18 protein-coding genes are annotated in these 18,902 nt (G+C 51.4%); 10 read left to right on the top strand and 8 right to left on the bottom strand.

All coding sequences use genetic code 11. From position 1 onward, the window contains the following. Positions 1 to 102: 102 nt before the first annotated feature. The 5 genes from Kalk_RS14555 to Kalk_RS14535 form a co-directional block, all read right to left on the bottom strand. Positions 103 to 1,269 carry a hypothetical protein gene (locus Kalk_RS14555; protein ID WP_101894938.1) on the bottom strand — a complete coding sequence of 389 codons (1,167 nt, stop codon included), beginning with the start codon at positions 1,267 to 1,269 and terminating at the stop codon, positions 103 to 105. A 17-nt stretch (positions 1,270 to 1,286) separates the two neighbouring features. Beyond that, complete coding sequence (locus tag Kalk_RS14550; RefSeq protein WP_101894937.1) at positions 1,287 to 2,957, bottom strand: GGDEF domain-containing response regulator; 1,671 nt, start codon at positions 2,955 to 2,957, stop codon at positions 1,287 to 1,289. A 37-nt stretch (positions 2,958 to 2,994) separates the two neighbouring features. Continuing rightward, on the bottom strand, positions 2,995 to 3,435 hold the full coding sequence (locus Kalk_RS14545) for a response regulator (RefSeq protein ID WP_101894936.1): 441 nt from the start codon (positions 3,433 to 3,435) through the stop codon (positions 2,995 to 2,997). 122 nt (positions 3,436 to 3,557) lie between these two features. Further along, positions 3,558 to 4,991 carry an ATP-binding protein gene (locus Kalk_RS14540; protein ID WP_101894935.1) on the bottom strand — a complete coding sequence of 478 codons (1,434 nt, stop codon included), beginning with the start codon at positions 4,989 to 4,991 and terminating at the stop codon, positions 3,558 to 3,560. Positions 4,992 to 4,993: 2 nt separating this feature from the next. After that, positions 4,994 to 5,494, bottom strand: coding sequence for a YfiR family protein (locus Kalk_RS14535; protein WP_101894934.1), 501 nt, complete (start codon positions 5,492 to 5,494; stop codon positions 4,994 to 4,996). Between the two features lie 221 nt (positions 5,495 to 5,715). Between Kalk_RS14535 and Kalk_RS14530 the strand changes: the two genes are divergently transcribed. Beyond that, positions 5,716 to 6,021: a hypothetical protein gene (locus Kalk_RS14530; protein ID WP_101894933.1), complete on the top strand. Its 306-nt coding sequence runs from the start codon at positions 5,716 to 5,718 to the stop codon at positions 6,019 to 6,021. A gap of 64 nt (positions 6,022 to 6,085) precedes the next feature. Here the strand turns inward: Kalk_RS14530 and Kalk_RS14525 are convergent, their stop codons facing one another. From Kalk_RS14525 to Kalk_RS14515, 3 genes are all read right to left on the bottom strand, one after another. Continuing rightward, positions 6,086 to 7,309, bottom strand: coding sequence for an alpha/beta hydrolase family protein (locus tag Kalk_RS14525; RefSeq protein WP_199767924.1), 1,224 nt, complete (start codon positions 7,307 to 7,309; stop codon positions 6,086 to 6,088). A 72-nt stretch (positions 7,310 to 7,381) separates the two neighbouring features. Continuing rightward, a complete protein-coding gene (locus Kalk_RS14520) occupies positions 7,382 to 8,134 on the bottom strand; it encodes a M48 family metallopeptidase (RefSeq protein ID WP_101894932.1) in 753 nt (250 codons plus the stop codon). A gap of 110 nt (positions 8,135 to 8,244) precedes the next feature. Further along, entirely contained in the window at positions 8,245 to 8,718 is a 474-nt protein-coding gene (locus tag Kalk_RS14515) for an SUF system Fe-S cluster assembly regulator (RefSeq protein WP_101894931.1), read from the bottom strand. Between the two features lie 231 nt (positions 8,719 to 8,949). Here Kalk_RS14515 and sufB point away from each other — a divergent pair, with 231 nt between their 5' ends. From sufB to Kalk_RS14470, 9 genes are all read left to right on the top strand, one after another. Continuing rightward, positions 8,950 to 10,389, top strand: coding sequence for a Fe-S cluster assembly protein SufB (gene sufB, locus Kalk_RS14510; protein WP_101894930.1), 1,440 nt, complete (start codon positions 8,950 to 8,952; stop codon positions 10,387 to 10,389). Positions 10,390 to 10,403: 14 nt separating this feature from the next. Continuing rightward, positions 10,404 to 11,141, top strand: a complete 738-nt coding sequence (gene sufC, locus Kalk_RS14505) for a Fe-S cluster assembly ATPase SufC (RefSeq protein WP_101896338.1) — start codon at positions 10,404 to 10,406, stop codon at positions 11,139 to 11,141. A gap of 12 nt (positions 11,142 to 11,153) precedes the next feature. Then, positions 11,154 to 12,482 (top strand): Fe-S cluster assembly protein SufD, encoded by a 1,329-nt coding sequence (gene sufD / locus Kalk_RS14500; RefSeq protein ID WP_101894929.1) that lies wholly within the window; start codon positions 11,154 to 11,156, stop codon positions 12,480 to 12,482. Positions 12,483 to 12,487: 5 nt separating this feature from the next. Further along, positions 12,488 to 13,711, top strand: coding sequence for an aminotransferase class V-fold PLP-dependent enzyme (locus tag Kalk_RS14495; RefSeq protein ID WP_101894928.1), 1,224 nt, complete (start codon positions 12,488 to 12,490; stop codon positions 13,709 to 13,711). An 18-nt stretch (positions 13,712 to 13,729) separates the two neighbouring features. Beyond that, the gene (locus Kalk_RS14490; RefSeq protein WP_101894927.1) at positions 13,730 to 14,089 is read left to right on the top strand and encodes a HesB/IscA family protein; all 360 of its coding nucleotides are present in this window, start codon (positions 13,730 to 13,732) and stop codon (positions 14,087 to 14,089) included. Continuing rightward, complete coding sequence (gene sufT, locus Kalk_RS14485; RefSeq protein ID WP_233716655.1) at positions 14,089 to 14,643, top strand: putative Fe-S cluster assembly protein SufT; 555 nt, start codon at positions 14,089 to 14,091, stop codon at positions 14,641 to 14,643. The genes Kalk_RS14490 and sufT overlap by 1 nt, the downstream gene beginning before the upstream one ends. A gap of 47 nt (positions 14,644 to 14,690) precedes the next feature. Further along, positions 14,691 to 15,125 (top strand): SufE family protein, encoded by a 435-nt coding sequence (locus Kalk_RS14480; protein WP_101894926.1) that lies wholly within the window; start codon positions 14,691 to 14,693, stop codon positions 15,123 to 15,125. A 102-nt stretch (positions 15,126 to 15,227) separates the two neighbouring features. Further along, a complete protein-coding gene (locus Kalk_RS14475) occupies positions 15,228 to 15,773 on the top strand; it encodes a hypothetical protein (RefSeq protein WP_101894925.1) in 546 nt (181 codons plus the stop codon). A gap of 232 nt (positions 15,774 to 16,005) precedes the next feature. Further along, a complete protein-coding gene (locus Kalk_RS14470) occupies positions 16,006 to 18,636 on the top strand; it encodes an EAL domain-containing protein (protein WP_158643506.1) in 2,631 nt (876 codons plus the stop codon). The last annotated feature ends 266 nt before the right edge of the window (positions 18,637 to 18,902 follow it).

Below are 18,902 nucleotides of genomic sequence, written 5' to 3'. Positions count from 1 at the left end.
TTCACTTCCTTTCACTATAGCAATGAAGCCCTTTACCTGCTGAAAACTTGGGTAATTCTTCGACAAAAGCACTGTTCTAACAGAGGGGCACGGAAGGCTGTCTTAGCGGAAATAAACTTCAAACGACAAAGTGATGGAAGCGACACCAGAGAACGACTCTTCACGGGGAAAGGCCAATTCGGGAATAACATTCATATATAACCAATCCTTATATAAACGCCTACGATAGTCTGCGCTGATATAATAGGTATCGATACTGGGGTGACTAAAACTGGTGCCGAAAACTCCAAGCTGATAAACAATCGCATCGCGTTCGCTTAAATCATTGAATATCTTAAAGGTTTGACCAAACTCAAGGGTGTCGTTCTCATCCCGCCAGTCAACAAGAGTTGTCATTCGAAACAGGTAATTCTGAGTCAGCAATCGTTCCAACACCACATCGGCATCCGCGTGAAAGCCACTGGAATTAAACCACTCGGCAGTGCTGTGCAATACCAACTCCCACTCCTTGCCAATGGGCACCAAGCGTTTTCCTGAGGCCCTCAGAAACGGATCTGGCGGCAGTTTCACCTTGATACCACCACTGAGCTTGGTTTCCCATTGGCCGCTTTCGTCAGAAAGGGTTCGTAGCAGACCAGCAAACAGAGATTGATCATTAGAAGGCACTGCGGTTTCACTGGGGCGATTGCGCTCCTCCAAACCCTGCTCATTATCTTCGGTATACAACAGCACCAGGCGATAGCGCTTTTTCGTGCCCGGCAAATCCAAACGAAACTTATAGTCCAGTTCAGGCTCAAATCGCCCTGTCTCTATCCACTTCTCAGCCACCCGCACTCTGAGATAAGTGTCGTTTTCATTCATCTGGTAATTTTCGCCAGCAAAATAGGCGTCCATCCTTTCACCCATAACAGACACCGCCGAAGAAACCGACTCTCTGGAATCCAGCAAATACTGCACACCCTGATCCAGATAACCCGGACGCAGGCGAGGCACATAATAATCCTTCAGGGAGGGGTAGTCGTGGAAAGGGTCGGCGGATATATCGGCATCATCTAAAGCCGGAGCAGCAAACTCAGGCTCTGGCGCAGGCTGGTTATAATAGCGCAGCTGGTTTCCAGACAGGGCTAACCAATTCGAAGTACCTAGATCATCCTGACCATAGCACGTAAGACAACACAGCAAACACATCCAAGCCAGTTGTCGAAATTCCATAGCGGGTAGAAAGCGCACAGATTCATTGGCACCACACAGTAATGGTGGTACCGCCATTACTGGTGAAGGTATACCTACTCTTCAAGAGGTTTGGGTTTTTCAATTCCGTATCCTTGGGCAAAATCCACACCCAGCTCACGTAAACGGTCTTCAATTGCCTTATTCTCCACAAATTCTGCCACCGTTTTCAGGCCGGCGGAATGGGCGATGGTGTTGCAGGCATTAACAATGGCCAGATCCATCGGATCATTCAGCATGTTGCGCACAAAACCGCCGTCGATCTTCAATACATCCACCGGAATCGCTTTAAGATAGGCAAAAGAACTCATGCCCACACCAAAATCATCCAGCGCGAACAAAAACCCCAGATCGCGAATCTCGGCGATAAAAACCGATGCAGACTCAATATTGGAAATAGCCGTTGTTTCGGTGATTTCAAAGCAGATACTGTTGGCGGGAATATCATATTGAGCTTTGCATTGTTTCACGTAATCAAAAAACATTTCGTCATTCAACGACGAACCCGACAAATTGATGAAGAACAGGCCTTTCTGATCACCAACCTGATTCAACCTGTCTCTGACGTAAGAGAAAGCATGATTAATCACCCAGCGATCAATCAGCGTCATCAAATTGAAGCGCTCCGCTGCCGGAATGAACAATCCAGGGGGCACAATATTGTCCCCATCTTTCATTCTCACCAGGAATTCATAATGGGTAACGTCCTCAACCAGCCCGACAATTGCCTGCCTAAACAGAACGAAATCATCTCTATCCAGCGCCCTTCGAATACGGGAAGCCCAATGCATTTGATCGCGACGATGGGTTAAGTCCTCGTCATTCAGATCGTATACTTGGATGTAGCTTCGCCCTTTATCCTTGGCCGCATAACACGCCATATCTGCGCTGGCCAGCAACTCCTCTACTGTGGTGCTGGAACCATGGATCTGAACCACACCAATGCACGAGGAGACGGTGAATGGTTGCTCATTCCATAAAAACCGATGTTGCTTAATCGCCTCATGTATCTTCCCGGCCATAGCGCTGGCTTCCTTTAGCGAGCAATCAGGCAGGAGCACACCAAATTCATCCCCCCCCATGCGGGAGATATAATCAGAATCGCCCAAAACCGCTTTTATCACGCAGCCAATCTGCTTCAGCAGCTCATCACCAGCCAGATGGCCACAGGTATCGTTTATAATTTTGAACTGATCCAGATCCACATACACCAGCGCATGCTGTGCATCTTCACGCAATGCCGACTGCAACGCCTGCTCCAGATGCACTTTGAATTGGTCGCGATTAATAAGGTCGGTGAGGGTATCGTGATTGGCCAGATACGCTACTTTCATTTCAGCAGCTTTGTGCGCCGAACGTTGTGCTGCTTCCCGCAGTTCGCGCTCAACCACTGGCACCAGTCGAGCCAGGTTTTCTTTCATGATGTAGTCTTGTGCGCCAGACTTCATGGAATTGACGGCAACATCGTCACTGATAGCACCAGAAACGACAATGACTGGGGCTTCTGGCTGCATAGCCTTAACGATGCGCAATGCATCTGAAGAACTGAAAGACGGCATATTGTGATCGGTAACTACCAGATCCCAGGTCTGGCGGTTGAGAGCAGCTTTTAAACCCTCGGCACTTTCCACCCGGTCAAATTCACACCGCAATCCACCCTTGCGCAGCTCCCGAATTAGCAAGAGCGCATCGTCTTCCGAATCATCAGCGATCAAGACATTTAACATGCGTTCCAATTACGTTACCTATTGAATTTTTATTATTTCAGTATAGTGCGGGAACGCGATTAACACCTAGCCAATATTGACCCAGCAATTTTACCTGGGAGACGAATTCATCGAAGTCCACGGGTTTATTGATGTAACTGTTTACACCGATATCATAACCCGCTTTCATGTCCTGAGTTTCATCCGAAGAGGTCAGCAACACCACGGGCAAGCGCCGCGTGCGATCATCCTGTCGGATATGCCGCAACACTTCCAAACCATTCAGTTTTGGCAACTGCAGATCCAGAAACACCACCTTTGGCAAAGCACGCACATCACGCCCCTTATATTTACCTCGGGCAAATATATAATCCAGCGCCTCTTCCCCGTCTCTGGCAACAACTACACTATTGGGTACATCTGTTTTTCTCAACGCACGCAAGGCGAGAAGCTCGTCGTCAGCGTTATCTTCTACTAATAAAATAGTCATATCATTCATACAGTATGATTCCGATAGCGTATATCAGAACTAAAGAAACATGATATCGACCTTATAACCTGATGATTGCTAAGTCAATCCATAGACTGTGGATTTGAGAAAGCCCGCTACAATCAAAATATTCAGCCTGCAACGGTAAAATAGAAAGTGGTGCCCCGATCAACAACACTCTCGGCCCAAATATCACCACCATGACGATGAACCACTCTGGCAACCGTCGCCAAGCCTACCCCGGTACCTTCGAACTCATCCTTACTGTGAAGTCGCTGAAATGCCCCAAACAGCTTATCGACGTATCTCATATCGAAGCCTGCGCCGTTATCCTGGATATAATACACACCCTCCTTACAGCCAATAACAACCTCCGGCTCCGCTACCTTTTGGGTATATTTAAAAGCATTATCCACTAGATTGGTTATAACAATACGCATTAACCGGGAATCGCAACGCATGGTCATACCCCGCTGCACGCTTACTTTAATATTACGACTTGGATCCCGCTCCCGAACATCCTTAACCACCTCCTCGCACATCAAGGTGAAATCAACTGTACGCGCAACTATCTCTTGCCGCGTTACGCGGGACAACCACAGCATGCTGTCGATCAACACCCCCATGCGTTGACTGGCCATGCGAACGCGCTCCAGATAACCAAGGGCTGTGGCATCCAGATCCTGGGAATAGTCTTCCATCAATGCCTGACTGAAGCCATCAATCGCCCGCAGCGGGGAACGTAAATCATGGGATACCGAGTAACTGAATGCCTCTAACTCCTGATTTGCGGCTTTCAGTTCCGACGTACGCTCTTCAACTTTGGATTCCAACTCTACCTTATGGGAGCGCAGCTCCTGATCCCGCTGCTCAATCGCCACCAGCATGGCATTGAAGGCATCCACCATCTGACCAATTTCGTCATCACTGGTTTTGTTAGCTCGAAGACTGAAATCACGTTCTGTTGCGATGCTGGCGGCGGTAACGGCCAGCTCGGAGATCGGATCGGTAACGGCTTTCTGCAACACCATTGCCACCAGTAACGAGACAATGGAAACAATTCCCAAGGCGGTCAACATCATATAAAAATAGCGTTGAATCTGACTGTTGACGTAATCCATATTGGCACCGATGAATATCGTGCCAACACGCACCGATTCAGAAAACACGTCCTCGATATGGTGGTACTTCGAATTCACAAAACCGGTGGTATCGGCATGGGGGTTATCCGGGCAAGGTACTGCCCTGGCAGAGCCGGGGAAAGAGCGCGCCTTAAGATCAAGCGCGCCATCGTAGATACACACCACGTCTATTGTGTAATCAAAGTCCAGACTGTTTGCGCTTTCCTGCAGGGTATTAAGATCATCAAACTGCAGTGCTGCCGTGACCTGGGAATAGGCTACCTTGGTGATCACTGCTATTTCGTGCACCAGCTGCTCGCGGGTTTGCACCCGCTCATACCCCATAAAAAACACACCAATCAACACCACACCGGCGAAAATGGTTAACAGCATCACCATGGTGAGCTTTTGCTTAATACTGAGCGCTCGCATCAGAGTCGACATCTCTATTCGACCCTCCGAGCCAGCTGTAACAACCGGGAGCTGATCTGAAGCTGGGATGCCTTGGCACGCCCCAGGTTGATATCAAAGCGAATACGGCGACCCTCGGTGATTAAACCAATAATACCGCCTCTCTCAACAAAATCCGGATCGTCACTGATGGTTAATATGGCTTTATCTTGAGTCTTTGGCAGAATCTTACGGACGTCTTCACCGGTGACATAGACGACCTGGCAGCCGTCCAAAGCGTCCCCCATGGAAAGATTCACAACTTCGATACGGAATGTACGCACTTCGCGACCAGCAAGCTGCGATAACTCGTCCGTATACGCACCCTTGCCCGAAACGCAGACACGCAGCTGCCCGTTGGCCTGCTCTGTCGCCAGGGGCCAGGTCACATACTTGGTGAAGTTATATACGAACGCCGCTTTAAGTTGAGCCTCATCTTCTGCATAACCCAGGCTGCTTAACAGCACACCCAAGGTATATACCAAAGCTCGCAGCATCTTATGGCCTGAGTCAGGCCTAGCGATCCCCTTCAAACGCCCTTCCTATGCCAAATCCATATGTATAATAGTTCATTATAGTGTGACCGATCGTGAACTGCCTTGATTTTTATTGAAAAACTTGCAGCGCAGCCACACCGCACCAGTTAGGTGGATAGTTCTAATTCCAGCCGCTACATTAGCCTCAAATTTTCACTGACATTACCGTCCGAGGCACCGCCATGACTCTTGATTCCATCACCAATTTTGGATTGAAACAGCTCGACAACGCAGGTTACTACTTGACTCGTTACGGCATCACCGACCAGGTAAATCGCCACAACCTTATTGCTATCGCCATGACCGAAAAAGAGAAACTGATGGGCGAAATGGCACGACTTGAACTGAAAGCCAAAATTCAGAAGCGTCGAATTGAGAAGCTACGGGATCAGCTGGACGCTCAATCAGATGAGTGGATCGCCAAAACCCCCAAGCTGGTGGCAGATCGACTGTTTAAGGCCAAGCATCTGGTGGCATCCTACATCTAAGCCCCTGTTTTATATAGCCAAACCCCTGTACAAGTGTGAGAGGGCTGCCGTGTCGCGGCCCTCTTTACTCTGCAAAACCGATACGCTCAAGAAATTGCGCAACATCCTTCAAGTACTTACCCTGATCCAAATGAATAATATGATTGCCGGGGAACCAGTGAATTCCTGGCCTATCCCAATGATCCCATAACAAACGGGCATGCTTGGGGGGCGCAAATCGATCGCCCGCCCCACCAATAATCATCAACCTGTCTTTAGGAATAACCGGATCGTAGGTTAACGGACAGTGCACCGCCATAATATGGCGCGCATCCTTTATACTGACGCCACTCAAACGCAGCGCCGTCTTGATCATTGCGCTGGCCGGAAACCATTGCAGCATGAGATCAAACAGAGAAACCACCGGCACATTGGGAATGCTGAACTGAAGACGCTCATCTACTGCCGCCAACAAGGCGCTGGTGTAGCCCCCCAAGCTGATACCGGTAACTCCGAAACGTGGCACTCCCCGTTGCTCCAGATAGTTCAGAAACAATCGAAAATCGTACACCGAATGGGCAACCGTCTCACTGATATGGGATATTCCATTGGCAAAATAACCATGCCCGCTGAATGGAGAAAACGGGCCTTGCCGATGCCCATGAAAAGGCAGCGTATACAGCAAAATGTCGTAACCCATGCTGTAAAACCAGGGTAACCCTAAAAACAGGCTGTTCACCCAATAGGGATCGGCCATAAAGCCATGCACCACACAGATGGTCGGGCGCGGGCCTGTATCATGGGTCCAATACTGTGCCACCGCCTGCATGTTGTGCTTATTTTTCAGATAGCGCTTGCGCAAACGGGGGTTAACTGGCTGAAACGGGCTCTGAAACACCAGCTCTCGGCATTGGCCGTCCGGTGGGTGAAAATGCACAAAACCAGGCTTGCGCTCCCTCACTTCCACCTGACGATCCGGCGCGGCGAAGAACCGGTCAGCCCGATGGCTGGATGCCAACTCTCGATAAAGTTGCCCATCCTCCATATCCTGTAACAAGCGACGGGGGTTGGCCGACAAGGGCAAAGCCAGCACCGATACTAACGATGCCACCGCTGTTCTGACGGCCAAATCCACCGCCGCCGTTCCATCCACCAGCACTTGTGTCGGCAGATCCAGATCAAAATCATCAGGGAACTTATGAAAACTGCTTTCCAGATTATCCCACCAAGGCTGGCTGGGCATGATGCGGCGGGAATGCCCGTAGGTTTCGTTGGCCACCCGAGACACAGTTTGATAAGCAGTGGACATTGTGCAACTCCTCCGAACAATCTACAAAAAGTATAGACCGTTCAGAGGGTTGTGTCGCAATGGCTACAGCGATCAAAGTTTGTCGATAGCGCCCTGAATGCGCTCGACGCGCTTCTTGTTGGAGGGATGAGAACTCAAAAAGCTGCTATCAGAGCCGTACTTGGATTCCAGGGTCTGAATTGCACGCTTCATCGAATAAGGATCCTGGCCGAGGCTGTGCAACATTTTTACAGCAAACGTGTCAGACTCCAACTCATCGTGCTGGGAGAACTGAGCGTTCACCGTGGCATAGGCCAGCTGCCCCAACTGCCCCTGCGTTAGCTCACCGATAGTGCCCCCCACAGAAACCACGCCTTGAAACACCGAGTCTGTCAGCAGGCGTTTCTGCATCTGCTCATAACTGTGTTTGTGATAGACGTGGCCGATCTCATGACCAATTACCGCCAGCACCTGATCATCCGGCATGGCGTCCAGCAGGCCCGAATAGACCCGCACCGCGCCATCAGCCATAGCGAATGCGTTCACTTCCGGCGCCAAGTAGACCTTGAAGTCAAAATTCATGCCTCGGTAATTCTGCAAATTGGCAGTGATCTTTGCCAAACGCACGGAATACGGATTACTGGCTGCCGCCACCTGGTTTTTTCCGTCCATCTCTTTAGCCGCCAAACTGGCAGTGTGTTTTACGCTGTCTTCGTCCAGGGTCACTGCCTGAGCCACGCCCATCCCTACGGCCATGGCTTTGTTGCTATCAAAGCTGCCATCAGTGGCACAGCCGGACAGGTTAAGGGCTGCGGCCAGGGCGGCTGCACTCACAATTCGTTTCATAGGGCCTCTCTCTATGGGTTCTGCCAGGATCGGTATGACCGTTAGCATGATCAGGGTTCAATTAAGCGAAGTGGGGATAGTCTAAAAAGAAAGCGTGATAATGCAAGACGTTAGGATGCTATCTGCGCTGAGCGCTGGCTCAAACGAGAAATGATAGTCTGAATATTGTGATGTACGCCTGCACCAAGACCCGCCATATCCGTCAGCGATATCGTGCTCAAAATCTGCACAATCAGCTCATTGATCGTGGGCATATGGTATTCCACCTCACACCCACCGGACAGCTCACAGCCACCATCATCCTCGCAGCACTCGGTAATGGCCATGGGGCCTTCCACCGCCGAGACCACCTGGGCGATACTGATCATCTCTGGTAAACGGGCCAGCAGATAGCCGCCTTTGGCCCCCCGCTCGGATCGAACCAGCCCAGCCCCCACCAGTTGACGCATCAATTTGCGCACAGTGGGCAAACCAAGCTGGGTGGACTCCGCCAGCTCTTCCATACGCAACTGCTGCGCAGGGGACTTGGCCAGCCGGTGCATAATCACCAGTGCATAATCTGTCATTTTGCTGATGCGTAACATACAATGCGCGCCTGAAATGGCCTCTTTGAGCGAAGCCGAGGGCCAAAGAATACCAAATTGGTATTGATTTTTAAAGCCGACTATTTTAGTCTGCTTTATCGTAGAGAGCCCTAATATTTAATCAGCCCGCCCGGCCCGACCTGGTTTCAACCTAGCGGCCTGCGGCACCTCTGTCAGCGCGGATTGCACTCCTGCGCCCCGACACGCCCAAGCGATAAGCGGAGATACGCCATGAGCGACGAAATAGATGCGTTAATACGTCGTGAATACCAAGCCGGCTTTATAACCGACATTGAATCAGAAACGCTCCCCCCGGGCCTGAATGAAGACATCGTCCGCATTATTTCCGGCAAGAAAAACGAGCCGGAGTGGATGCTGGAATGGCGGCTGGAAGCCTATCGCAAATGGAAAGAAATGACCCCGCCACAGTGGGCACATTTGCATCATCCACCTATCGACTTTGATGCCATCAGCTACTATTCGTCGCCAAAATCCAAAAAAGATGGCCCCAAAAGCCTGGATGAAGTGGATCCCGAAATTCTCGAAACCTTCGAGAAACTGGGCATCCCCCTGCATGAGCGCGCCAAGCTGGCGGGTGTCGCCGTGGATGCGGTTTTCGACAGCGTTTCAATCGGTACCACCTTTAAAGATGATTTGGCCAAAGAAGGCGTGATCTTCTGCTCCATTTCAGAGGCGATTCAGGATCATCCAGAGCTGATCAAAAAGTATCTGGGCAGCGTGGTGCCTCAGCAGGACAACTTCTACGCAGCACTGAATTCAGCCGTATTCAGTGATGGCTCCTTTGTGTATATCCCCAAAAACACGCGCTGCCCCATGGAGCTATCCACCTACTTCCGCATCAACGAGTTGAACACGGGGCAATTCGAACGCACCCTGATCATAGCGGATGAAGGCAGTCATGTATCCTATCTGGAAGGCTGTACCGCCCCCATGCGGGATGAAAACCAATTGCACGCCGCGGTTGTGGAACTGGTTGCTTTGGGCGATGCCGAAATCAAATACTCCACCGTGCAGAACTGGTACCCCGGCGATGAAAACGGCAAAGGTGGCATCTACAACTTTGTTACCAAACGGGGCGTATGTGATGGCCCCAACGCCAAAATTTCCTGGACCCAGGTAGAGACTGGCTCCGCCATCACCTGGAAATACCCCAGCGTAATTCTACGGGGCGATAACAGCATCGGTGAATTCTACTCTGTGGCGCTGACCAATGGTTGCCAGCAGGCGGACACCGGCACCAAAATGATTCACCTGGGAAAAAACACCAAGAGCACCATTGTCTCCAAAGGCATTTCTGCCGGCCGAAGCCAGAACGCCTATCGTGGGCTGGTGCGCATTTCACCTCGCGCCGATGGTGCCCGTAACCATACCCAATGTGATTCTCTGTTAATTGGGGATAAGAGCGGTGCCCATACCTTCCCTTATATAGAAAACAAAAACCCGGACGCCATCCTGGAGCATGAGGCCACCACCTCAAAAGTAAGTGATGACCAGTTGTTCCTATGCCGTCAGCGGGGCATTGATGAAGAAAAAGCCGTGTCCATGATCGTGAACGGCTTCTGCAAAGAAGTATTCAAAGAATTACCAATGGAGTTTGCGGTTGAAGCAGGCAAGCTGTTGGAAGTAAGTTTAGAAGGGGCTGTAGGTTAATGAGCACAAAACCCATGTTAGAAGTGAAAGATCTAGTGGCAGCTGTAGATGGCAAAACCATTCTTAACGGCATTTCACTCACCATCAATCCTGGTGAAGTTCACGCCATCATGGGGCCAAACGGCTCCGGTAAGAGCACCCTGGCTAACGTACTGGCAGGGCGTGATGATTACGAGGTGATCAGCGGCAGCGTCACCTTCAAAGGCTACGATTTGTTTGAACTGGAACCGGAAGAACGCGCCCGTGAAGGCATCTTTCTGGCGTTCCAATACCCGGTGGAGATTCCCGGCGTCAGCAACATGCAGTTCCTGAAGGCGTCAGTGGATGCCGTGCGCAAACACCGTGAACTGTCGGAGCTGGATGCCCCCACCTTCATGAAGATGGCGCGGGAGAAATGCAAGGAGCTGAGCCTGAAACCGGAGTTCTTGAAACGCGGCGTCAACGAAGGCTTTTCCGGCGGCGAGAAAAAACGCAACGAAATTCTGCAAATGGCGCTGCTGGAACCCAGCCTGTGCCTGCTGGATGAAACCGATTCCGGCCTCGACATCGATGCCCTGCAAGTGGCAGCCGAGGGCGTTAACGCCCTGCGCGACGAAGCACGCAGTTTTATCGTGGTGACGCACTATCAGCGTCTGCTGAACTACATCGTACCGGATTATGTACATGTGCTGGCAGGCGGAAAAATCGTAAAATCAGGTGGCCGCGAGCTGGCACTGGAACTGGAAGAAAAAGGGTACAGCTGGATTCAATAACGGCGAGCAGTCATGATTACACCCCTAGAATTTAAACAACAGGCACAAACCAGTCTCCGGCAAACCGAATCGTTGGAGTGGCTGAACCTGCCTGCCAAAGCACAGGCCACCTTTGCGGACATGGATATCCCTACCCGCAAAACCGAAGCATGGAAATACACTCCGCTCACCGCGCTGCTGAACCACGACTATCTCCAGCAAACGGCAAGCGGTAATGTGGACGAGCGCGCCGCAAAAAAGCGCTTTGGCCAACTCACTGATTCCAGTCGCCTGGTGTTTATCAACGGCCACTTTCATCAGGATCTGTCCAGCTACAGCGATTTAGAGAACCAAGGCATCGTTACCCTGTTCAGCAACGCCAATGACGCCCAAAAGGAACTGATCAATCGCGAGCTGGGCACCGCCTTCGAGCCCCAGCAACATCTGTTTGCCGCGTTCAATTATGGCAGCATCGATGAAGGCGTACTGCTGCACGCCCCCAAAGATTTCAAAGTGCAACAGACTGTGCACGTGGTTTACTTGAGCACTACCGAGCCATCCGACAGCCTGGCTCAAACCCGGCTGTTGATCTGCGCAGAGAGCGGCTCCAGCCTGGAACTGGTAGAGCAGTTCGACAGCCTGGGCAGCAGCAATGTATTCCACAACCACATGACCGAAATCAGCCTGCACGCCAACGCCAGGCTCACGCACTTACGCCTGCAAGTGGAAGATGAACAGCTAAGCCACATCAACGGTACGCATATCAAGCTGGCGGCAGGCAGCCACTATGAGCAACACGCCATCGCGTTCGGCAGCCAATTGAAGCGTAACGACATCAACGTGAATTTTAACGGCAGCAATGCCTATTGCCGCCTGAACGGTGTATTCCTCAGCAAACACAAGCAACACATAGACAACCACCTGAACCTGGAGCATGCCGTTCCACACTGCAATAGCGATACGGTATACAAAGGCTTTATCACCGATAGCAGCCGGGCTGTTTTCAACGGCCGCATCCACATTCATAAGCATGCTCAAAAGACTGAAGCGCACCTCAACAACAAAAATCTGCTGCTATCCAAGCAGGCTGAACTGGATACCAAACCGGAACTGGAAATTTACGCTGACGACGTAAAATGCTCCCATGGTGCCAGCATCGGCAAACTGGACAACAAATCCCTATTCTACTTTCAGTCCAGAGGGATTGACCGCGCCACAGCAGAGGCCATGCTATGCCTGGGCTTTGTGAACGAGATGGTAGAACAGTTCCCCAACGAAGCAGTGGTTGATCTGGCACGGGAACGCCTGTCAGAGTTCTTCAACGACGTGGACAAACTCAACCACTTATGGACTCTGGGGTAAGCGTCATGCGCAGCTTTGATATCGACGCCATCCGCGCAGACTTTCCGATCCTGCATCAGGAAGTAAAAGGCAAGCCGCTGGTGTATCTGGATAATGCCGCCACCACCCAAAAGCCTCAGGCAGTGATTGACGCGCTGAGCCGCTACTACAGCACCATCAATTCAAACGTGCATCGCGGCGCTCATACACTAAGCGATCTAGCTACACGGGAGTTCGAAGAGGCCCGTCACAGCGTCCAACGTTTTATTAATGCTCGCAGCAGCAACGAAATCATCTGGACCCGCGGCACCACCGAAAGCATCAACCTGGTAGCCCACAGCTATGGCCGCGCATTCTTAAAGCCCGGCGACGACATCATCATTTCAGCCATGGAGCACCACTCCAATATCGTGCCCTGGCAATTGGTTGCACAGCAAACCGGTGCAAACCTCAAAGTGATTCCCGTTACCGATAATGCTGAACTGGAAATGGCCGCCTTTGATGCGCTCTTGTCTGACAACACCAAACTTGTATCCTTGGTTCACGTCTCCAATGCGCTGGGCACCATCAACCCGGTAAAAACCGTAATCGAAAAAGCCCACCGCGCGGGCGCGGTGGTACTGCTGGACGGAGCACAGGCAACGCCCCATTGGAGCGTCGATGTACAAGAATTGGGGTGCGATTTTTACGCGTTCTCTGGCCACAAAGTATATGGCCCCACCGGTATAGGCGTGCTGTACGGCAAGGCAGAACTGCTGGACAAAATGCAGCCCTATCAGTCTGGCGGTGAAATGATTGAAAAGGTGTCCTTTGATGGCACCACCTTCAATGCCCTGCCCTATAAATTCGAGGCCGGCACCCCCAACATCGCTGGTGCCATCGGCCTGGCAGCGGCTATTGAGTACCTGAACCAATTCGACAGACAGCAACTGGCCAATCATGAACACAGCCTGCTTACCGCTACCCTGGAACGGGCTGCCGCCGACCCCACCATCAAACTGATCGGCCGCGCCGCTGATAAGGCCGGGGTGTTTTCCTTTTTGCTGGAAGGCACCCACCCCCACGACCTGGGCACACTGCTGGATCAACAAGGGGTAGCGGTACGCACGGGCCATCATTGCGCCATGCCCATCATGGATCAGTACGCCATACCCGGTACGGTTCGCGCCTCGTTCGCGTTTTATAATACGCTCGAAGAAGTGGATCGCTTCTTCACTGCGCTCGAAAAATCCAAAACCTTTTTACTGTAGGAATAGAGGGAGAGCATCATGACCGTTCAAACATTTATTCCCGATCAATCCATCACACTGACACCGGCGGCCATCAAACATATGGCAGCTGAAGTATCGAAACAAGACGGTGCAAGCGCAGTGCGCATATCGGTAAAGCCCAGCGGCTGCTCCGGCTTTATGTATGATATGGAACTGGTGAGCGCCCCCCAAACAGATGACATTACCATCCAGGCCGCCGATAACCTGACGGTGTATCTGGCCCAGGACAGCCTGACCATATTGCAAGGCACCGAGTTGGATTACGTGAAGCAGGGCCTGAATTCAATTCTGCAGTTTCGTAACCCCAACGCCACCTCAGAGTGTGGCTGCGGCGAAAGTTTCTCGGTGACCAAATAATGATGCAGCAAGCTGCCGAGCAACGCATGGTTGCAGTGATGCGGGATTGCCCGGCAAGAGCCGTTCCCTCTGGCACACCGATCACACTGCCAAAAAATGCGTTTGTCACCATCACCCAAGCCCGCGGTGGCAACTACACCATCAGCTTCAGAGGCAATCTGGCCCGAGTGGATGGTACCGATGCCGACGCACTGGGGCTTGAGGTTGAAGAGCTGGACTTCGGTCAGGTAGAAGAAGGCGCGCCGGTATCTGAACACGTGTGGGAAACACTGCGTACCATTTACGACCCTGAAATACCGGTCAACATTGTCGACCTGGGCCTTATTTACAACGTTGAGATCAGTGAGAACACCAGCGGTCACGACGTGGTTACCGTAACCATGACCCTGACCTCCCCCACCTGCGGTATGGGCCAAGTGCTGGCAAATGACGTGCGTTACCGCTTGAAGAAAGTCCCCAATGTGGACGAGGTGGTAGTGAACATCGTGTTTGACCCACCTTGGTCCCGCGATAAAATATCGGAGGAAGCGCAGTTAGAACTGGGCATCTTTTAATCTGCACAAGTAACACGACCGAACTTTCCAACCTTCAAGGCAGCAGCATGAGTGACAACCCCTTTGGCACCAGCATTACCAGCGACGACATTCTGGAAGACCTGGAATTCTTTGACGACTGGGAAGATCGCTATCGCTATCTCATTGATCTGGGTAAAAAATTGCCTGCTATGCCTGAAGATGAAAAAACCGATGCCAACTTCGTTCACGGTTGCCAAAGCCAAGTGTGGATCAGCTCCAAGTTTGATGCCGCCGATAACACCCTCTGCTTTCTGGTAGACAGTGACGCCCACATTGTACGCGGCTTGGCCGCCATGGTCATGGCTGCATTCAACCGCCGCAGCCCACAGCAAATCATTGATTTTAACGTGGATGATTACTTCGGCAAAACCCAGCTTATACAGCATCTTAGCCCTACCCGTGGCAATGGCCTGAAATCCATGGTGGCCAAAATCCGCGCCGCCGCCCAAGCCAGCTTATAACACGGCAAAGCCACAGCATTTTCGTGACGAATTCACTTTGCCCTTTATAATTCAATGCAGATAATGGCGGCTAGCCATTATCTGCCCGCAAGGACTCACCTCATGCGCATACTGCTTTTCACTCTGCTCTGCCTCAGCTCCACCTTGATGAACGCCGCAACCCTGACCGATGCCGACATACAGCAATGGACCAAAGCATACAAAGCGGTGGTAAATTGGGCCGAAAGCACCAACATCGAAGACGAACTTGAAAACAGCACCAGCGCAACGGAATACAATCAGGTATTCAGCCAAATGCTGGAACAGGCCCAGACCACCCAGCACCATCAGAGCATTCTCAACATTCTAAAAAGCAACGGCTACGCCGATCCAGCCAACTGGGCGGCCATGGGCGACCGTATCATGGTGGCATTCATGGCCAATGAAATGGATGGCAACCAGGCGGCAGTGGAACAGCAGCTTCAGCAGATGAAGGCCATGCTGGCAAGCGGTATGATTCCACCCGATCAAAAAGAGATGATGGAAAAGATGCTCAATGAAAGCAGTAAGGCATTGGCCGCCGCAGCCCAAGCTCCAGCCGAAGACAAAGCTGCGGTCAAACGCAACAAGGCCCTACTGAATACTGTTTTCGATTCTGGCGAGCAGTAAGAGTGATTTTTTGACAGTAAAACCATAGCCTTATCCAATCTGCCAGATTGCTGACGAGCATTGCCACGCAGCGCAGACACCTTCCTGTTACTGCCACAAAGCAACGCCCAAGTTTGAACTATACTGAAACTTGGGCCCTTTCCTAAAGCACACTGAATACCGTAAAAAACGGCCGGACAGGCAGCCCACACACATTACCGACGTTCCACTCTTTGTACAACGGATGCGAAATTTGTTTGCAATTCAACGCCATAACCTGATGAAGGCTATTCTGACTCTGTGCCTGCTCTGCATCAGTGGTGTCAGTCATGGCGTGCAGACCGTCATGCTTTCCGACGAGGCAAATGAGCTGGATCTCAATCAAAAGCATTTGGAATTGTTTGAAGATTCCAGTGATCGGCTCACCATTAACGAAATCACAACAAATTCAGGCCTGCTTTTTACGCAAGTGGATCAGGACGTAATCAACCTGGGGCACACAGATAGCTCCATCTGGGCTCACTTCCGCCTAAGATTGGACAGCGACCAAAATACACCTCAATCCTGGATTCTGGAATCCGCGTTTCCACTATTACACCGCTTTGACATTTTTGTGGTAGAGGATGGCGTAATACAAGAAAGTCACCGCATCGGCTACTCCCGCCCAATCATGGCGCGGATGTTACCCCACCGGTTTTTCGCCCAACCCCTGCATTTGCAGCCGGGCGTTGAGTACGACATTTACATCAACACCATGCGTGTCGGCGGTAACGTACAGTTGCCGTTAAAATTATCCAAACCTCTTCAGTTTATTTATAACGAGCTGATTCACAACCACGTCTTCGGCATCTTCTTTGGCATCTTTATCGCCATGATGGCCTACAACCTGTTTCTGTTTTTTGCAGTCGGAAACCGGGCCTACTTCTATTACATTGCCTATATCGGGTTTTCTTTTCTGACATTCCAAACCCTGACCGGATTCGGGTTTCTGTTATTCTGGAGTGACTCACCCAACCTGAATGAATACGTCACCCAAGTGTTTGCCTGCATGGCGACAGTGAGTGGGCTGTTGTTCTCCAAACATTTCGTCAAAACCGAACTCTACGGCCGCTTTATCACCACCAGCATCAACATAGCTGCGGCATTTGGCGTCGGATTGGCCCTGGCCCGCCTCACTACCGATTATTTCCTCAGCACTCAGGTCTCAGCGTACATATCCATCGTTAGCATTGTGTTTCCGCCGATGATGTTCTATTGCTGGATAAAGGGCTCTCGCCCGGCCGGCTTTTTCCTGCTGGCGTGGATGCTGTTGATCGTGGGTGCTGTGATGTACACCTTGGTACTGCTGGGTGTTCTGCCCTCCAATGCGCTTACCAACAATGCAGTGCTGGCGGGCTCTGCTGCCGAGATGGTGCTGTTGTCACTGGGGCTGGCTGATCGCATCAATTACGAACGCAAAGCCAAATACTCTGCACTGCAAGAACAGCATAAGGCCATAGTGCGCCTTAAAGAGGCCGAAGATCGACTGATGCATCGCGCGCTGCACAGCCGCACCACCGGCCTGCCGAACCGCACGCTGTTGCGCAGCACACTGGACGGTTTGCTGCAGGAAACGCAGCAGACGGGGTTCACCCTGGTTCTGGTGAGCATCAATAATTTCCATGAATTCAACAAGACGCTGGGCCACTCCAATGGCGATGCCATTCTTTATATTCTCACTGAACGCCTAAGCGCTCTGGGTCAGTGCGTTGAGAATATCGTTCCCATCGAAGATACCGACGCACGGGCTCATTACATCTCCAGCGTGGAGGGTGTCAGCTTCGCTTTGATGATCCGGGAACTGGATTCTGATGTGATTAATTCGGTTGTACTGCAACTGTTGAAAGATATGGAGAAGCCATTTGAATACCAAGGGCTGACCCTTGATGTCGATGCCAGTGCAGGTATTGCGTTTCACCCCGAACACGGCAGCAGCAGTGAGAACTTACTGCGCAACGCCCATATTGCGTTGGAAGCAGCCAGTGGCATCAATGAGAAATACGCTGTCTACTCGCAGGAAATCGACCCCTACAACCAGCGCCGCATATCGCTGCTGGGTGAGCTGCGTAACGCCATCGACAAAGACGTGCTGCAGCTCTATTTTCAGCCGCAGATCTGCCTGGACACCATGGAGGTCTCGGGAGCCGAAGTATTGATCCGCTGGATACACCCCGAGTACGGGTTCATTCCCCCCGACGAATTCATTCCTCTGGCAGAGCGTACCGGCGTTATCCAGCCATTAACCTACTGGATCTGCCGTAAGGCATTTCAGTTCATGCACAGCCTTTCCAGCCAGGGTTACAACCTGAACTTGTCCATCAACATCTCTGCACGCAACCTGCAGGATCCCCATTTCAAAGATCAGGTCTGCAAGATCGCGAAAGAACAGGATGTCACATTGGAAAAAGTCATCATGGAGCTGACTGAAACCGCCGTGATGCACAACCCCGATGAGGCCCTGCGCGTTCTGGGCGAACTCAGCGCCGCAGGCATACGGCTCTCCATCGACGATTTCGGCACAGGTTACTCTTCACTGTCGTATCTGAAGAAACTACCGGTGAACGAGATCAAAATCGACCGCAGCTTTGTAATGGAAATGGCAAAGAACAACGACGATCAGGTTATTGTTCATACCACCCTCACCATGGGCCATAACCTTAGCCTGGAAGTGGTCGCAGAAGGCATTGAAGATGAAGCGACATTGCTGAAATTGAAGGAAATGGGTTGCGACTTGGCTCAGGGGTACCACATTGCTCGCCCCATGCCCGCCAATGAGTTCTTCACCTGGCTGTCGAACTATCGCAATGATGCAAGCCCATCACCGGTCGCCTCCATCATCAAATAACCACGGCTGGCACCGCCCCCCATAACAAATGCTCACCGAATAGAACCTATACTTACAGCGCTTAACACCGCCGCCAACTGATTGAATTGCGTACAGCTTCACCTGTTCACGCTGGACAGGTATGCAGTTATGGCCCAATTAAAACGCCCGTTGGCCACAGTGACATCCTAGACACAAATTGCTGCCAATGGCGCTGATATACCCTTAGTGCACACTTGCGCACCTGAATAACCCCATGGTTCCCACAATCAAAATACAGGAAACAG

The organism is Ketobacter alkanivorans, assembly GCF_002863865.1.
Lineage (GTDB): Bacteria > Pseudomonadota > Gammaproteobacteria > Pseudomonadales > Ketobacteraceae > Ketobacter > Ketobacter alkanivorans.
This window is presented reverse-complemented; position numbering and strand designations above follow the sequence as displayed.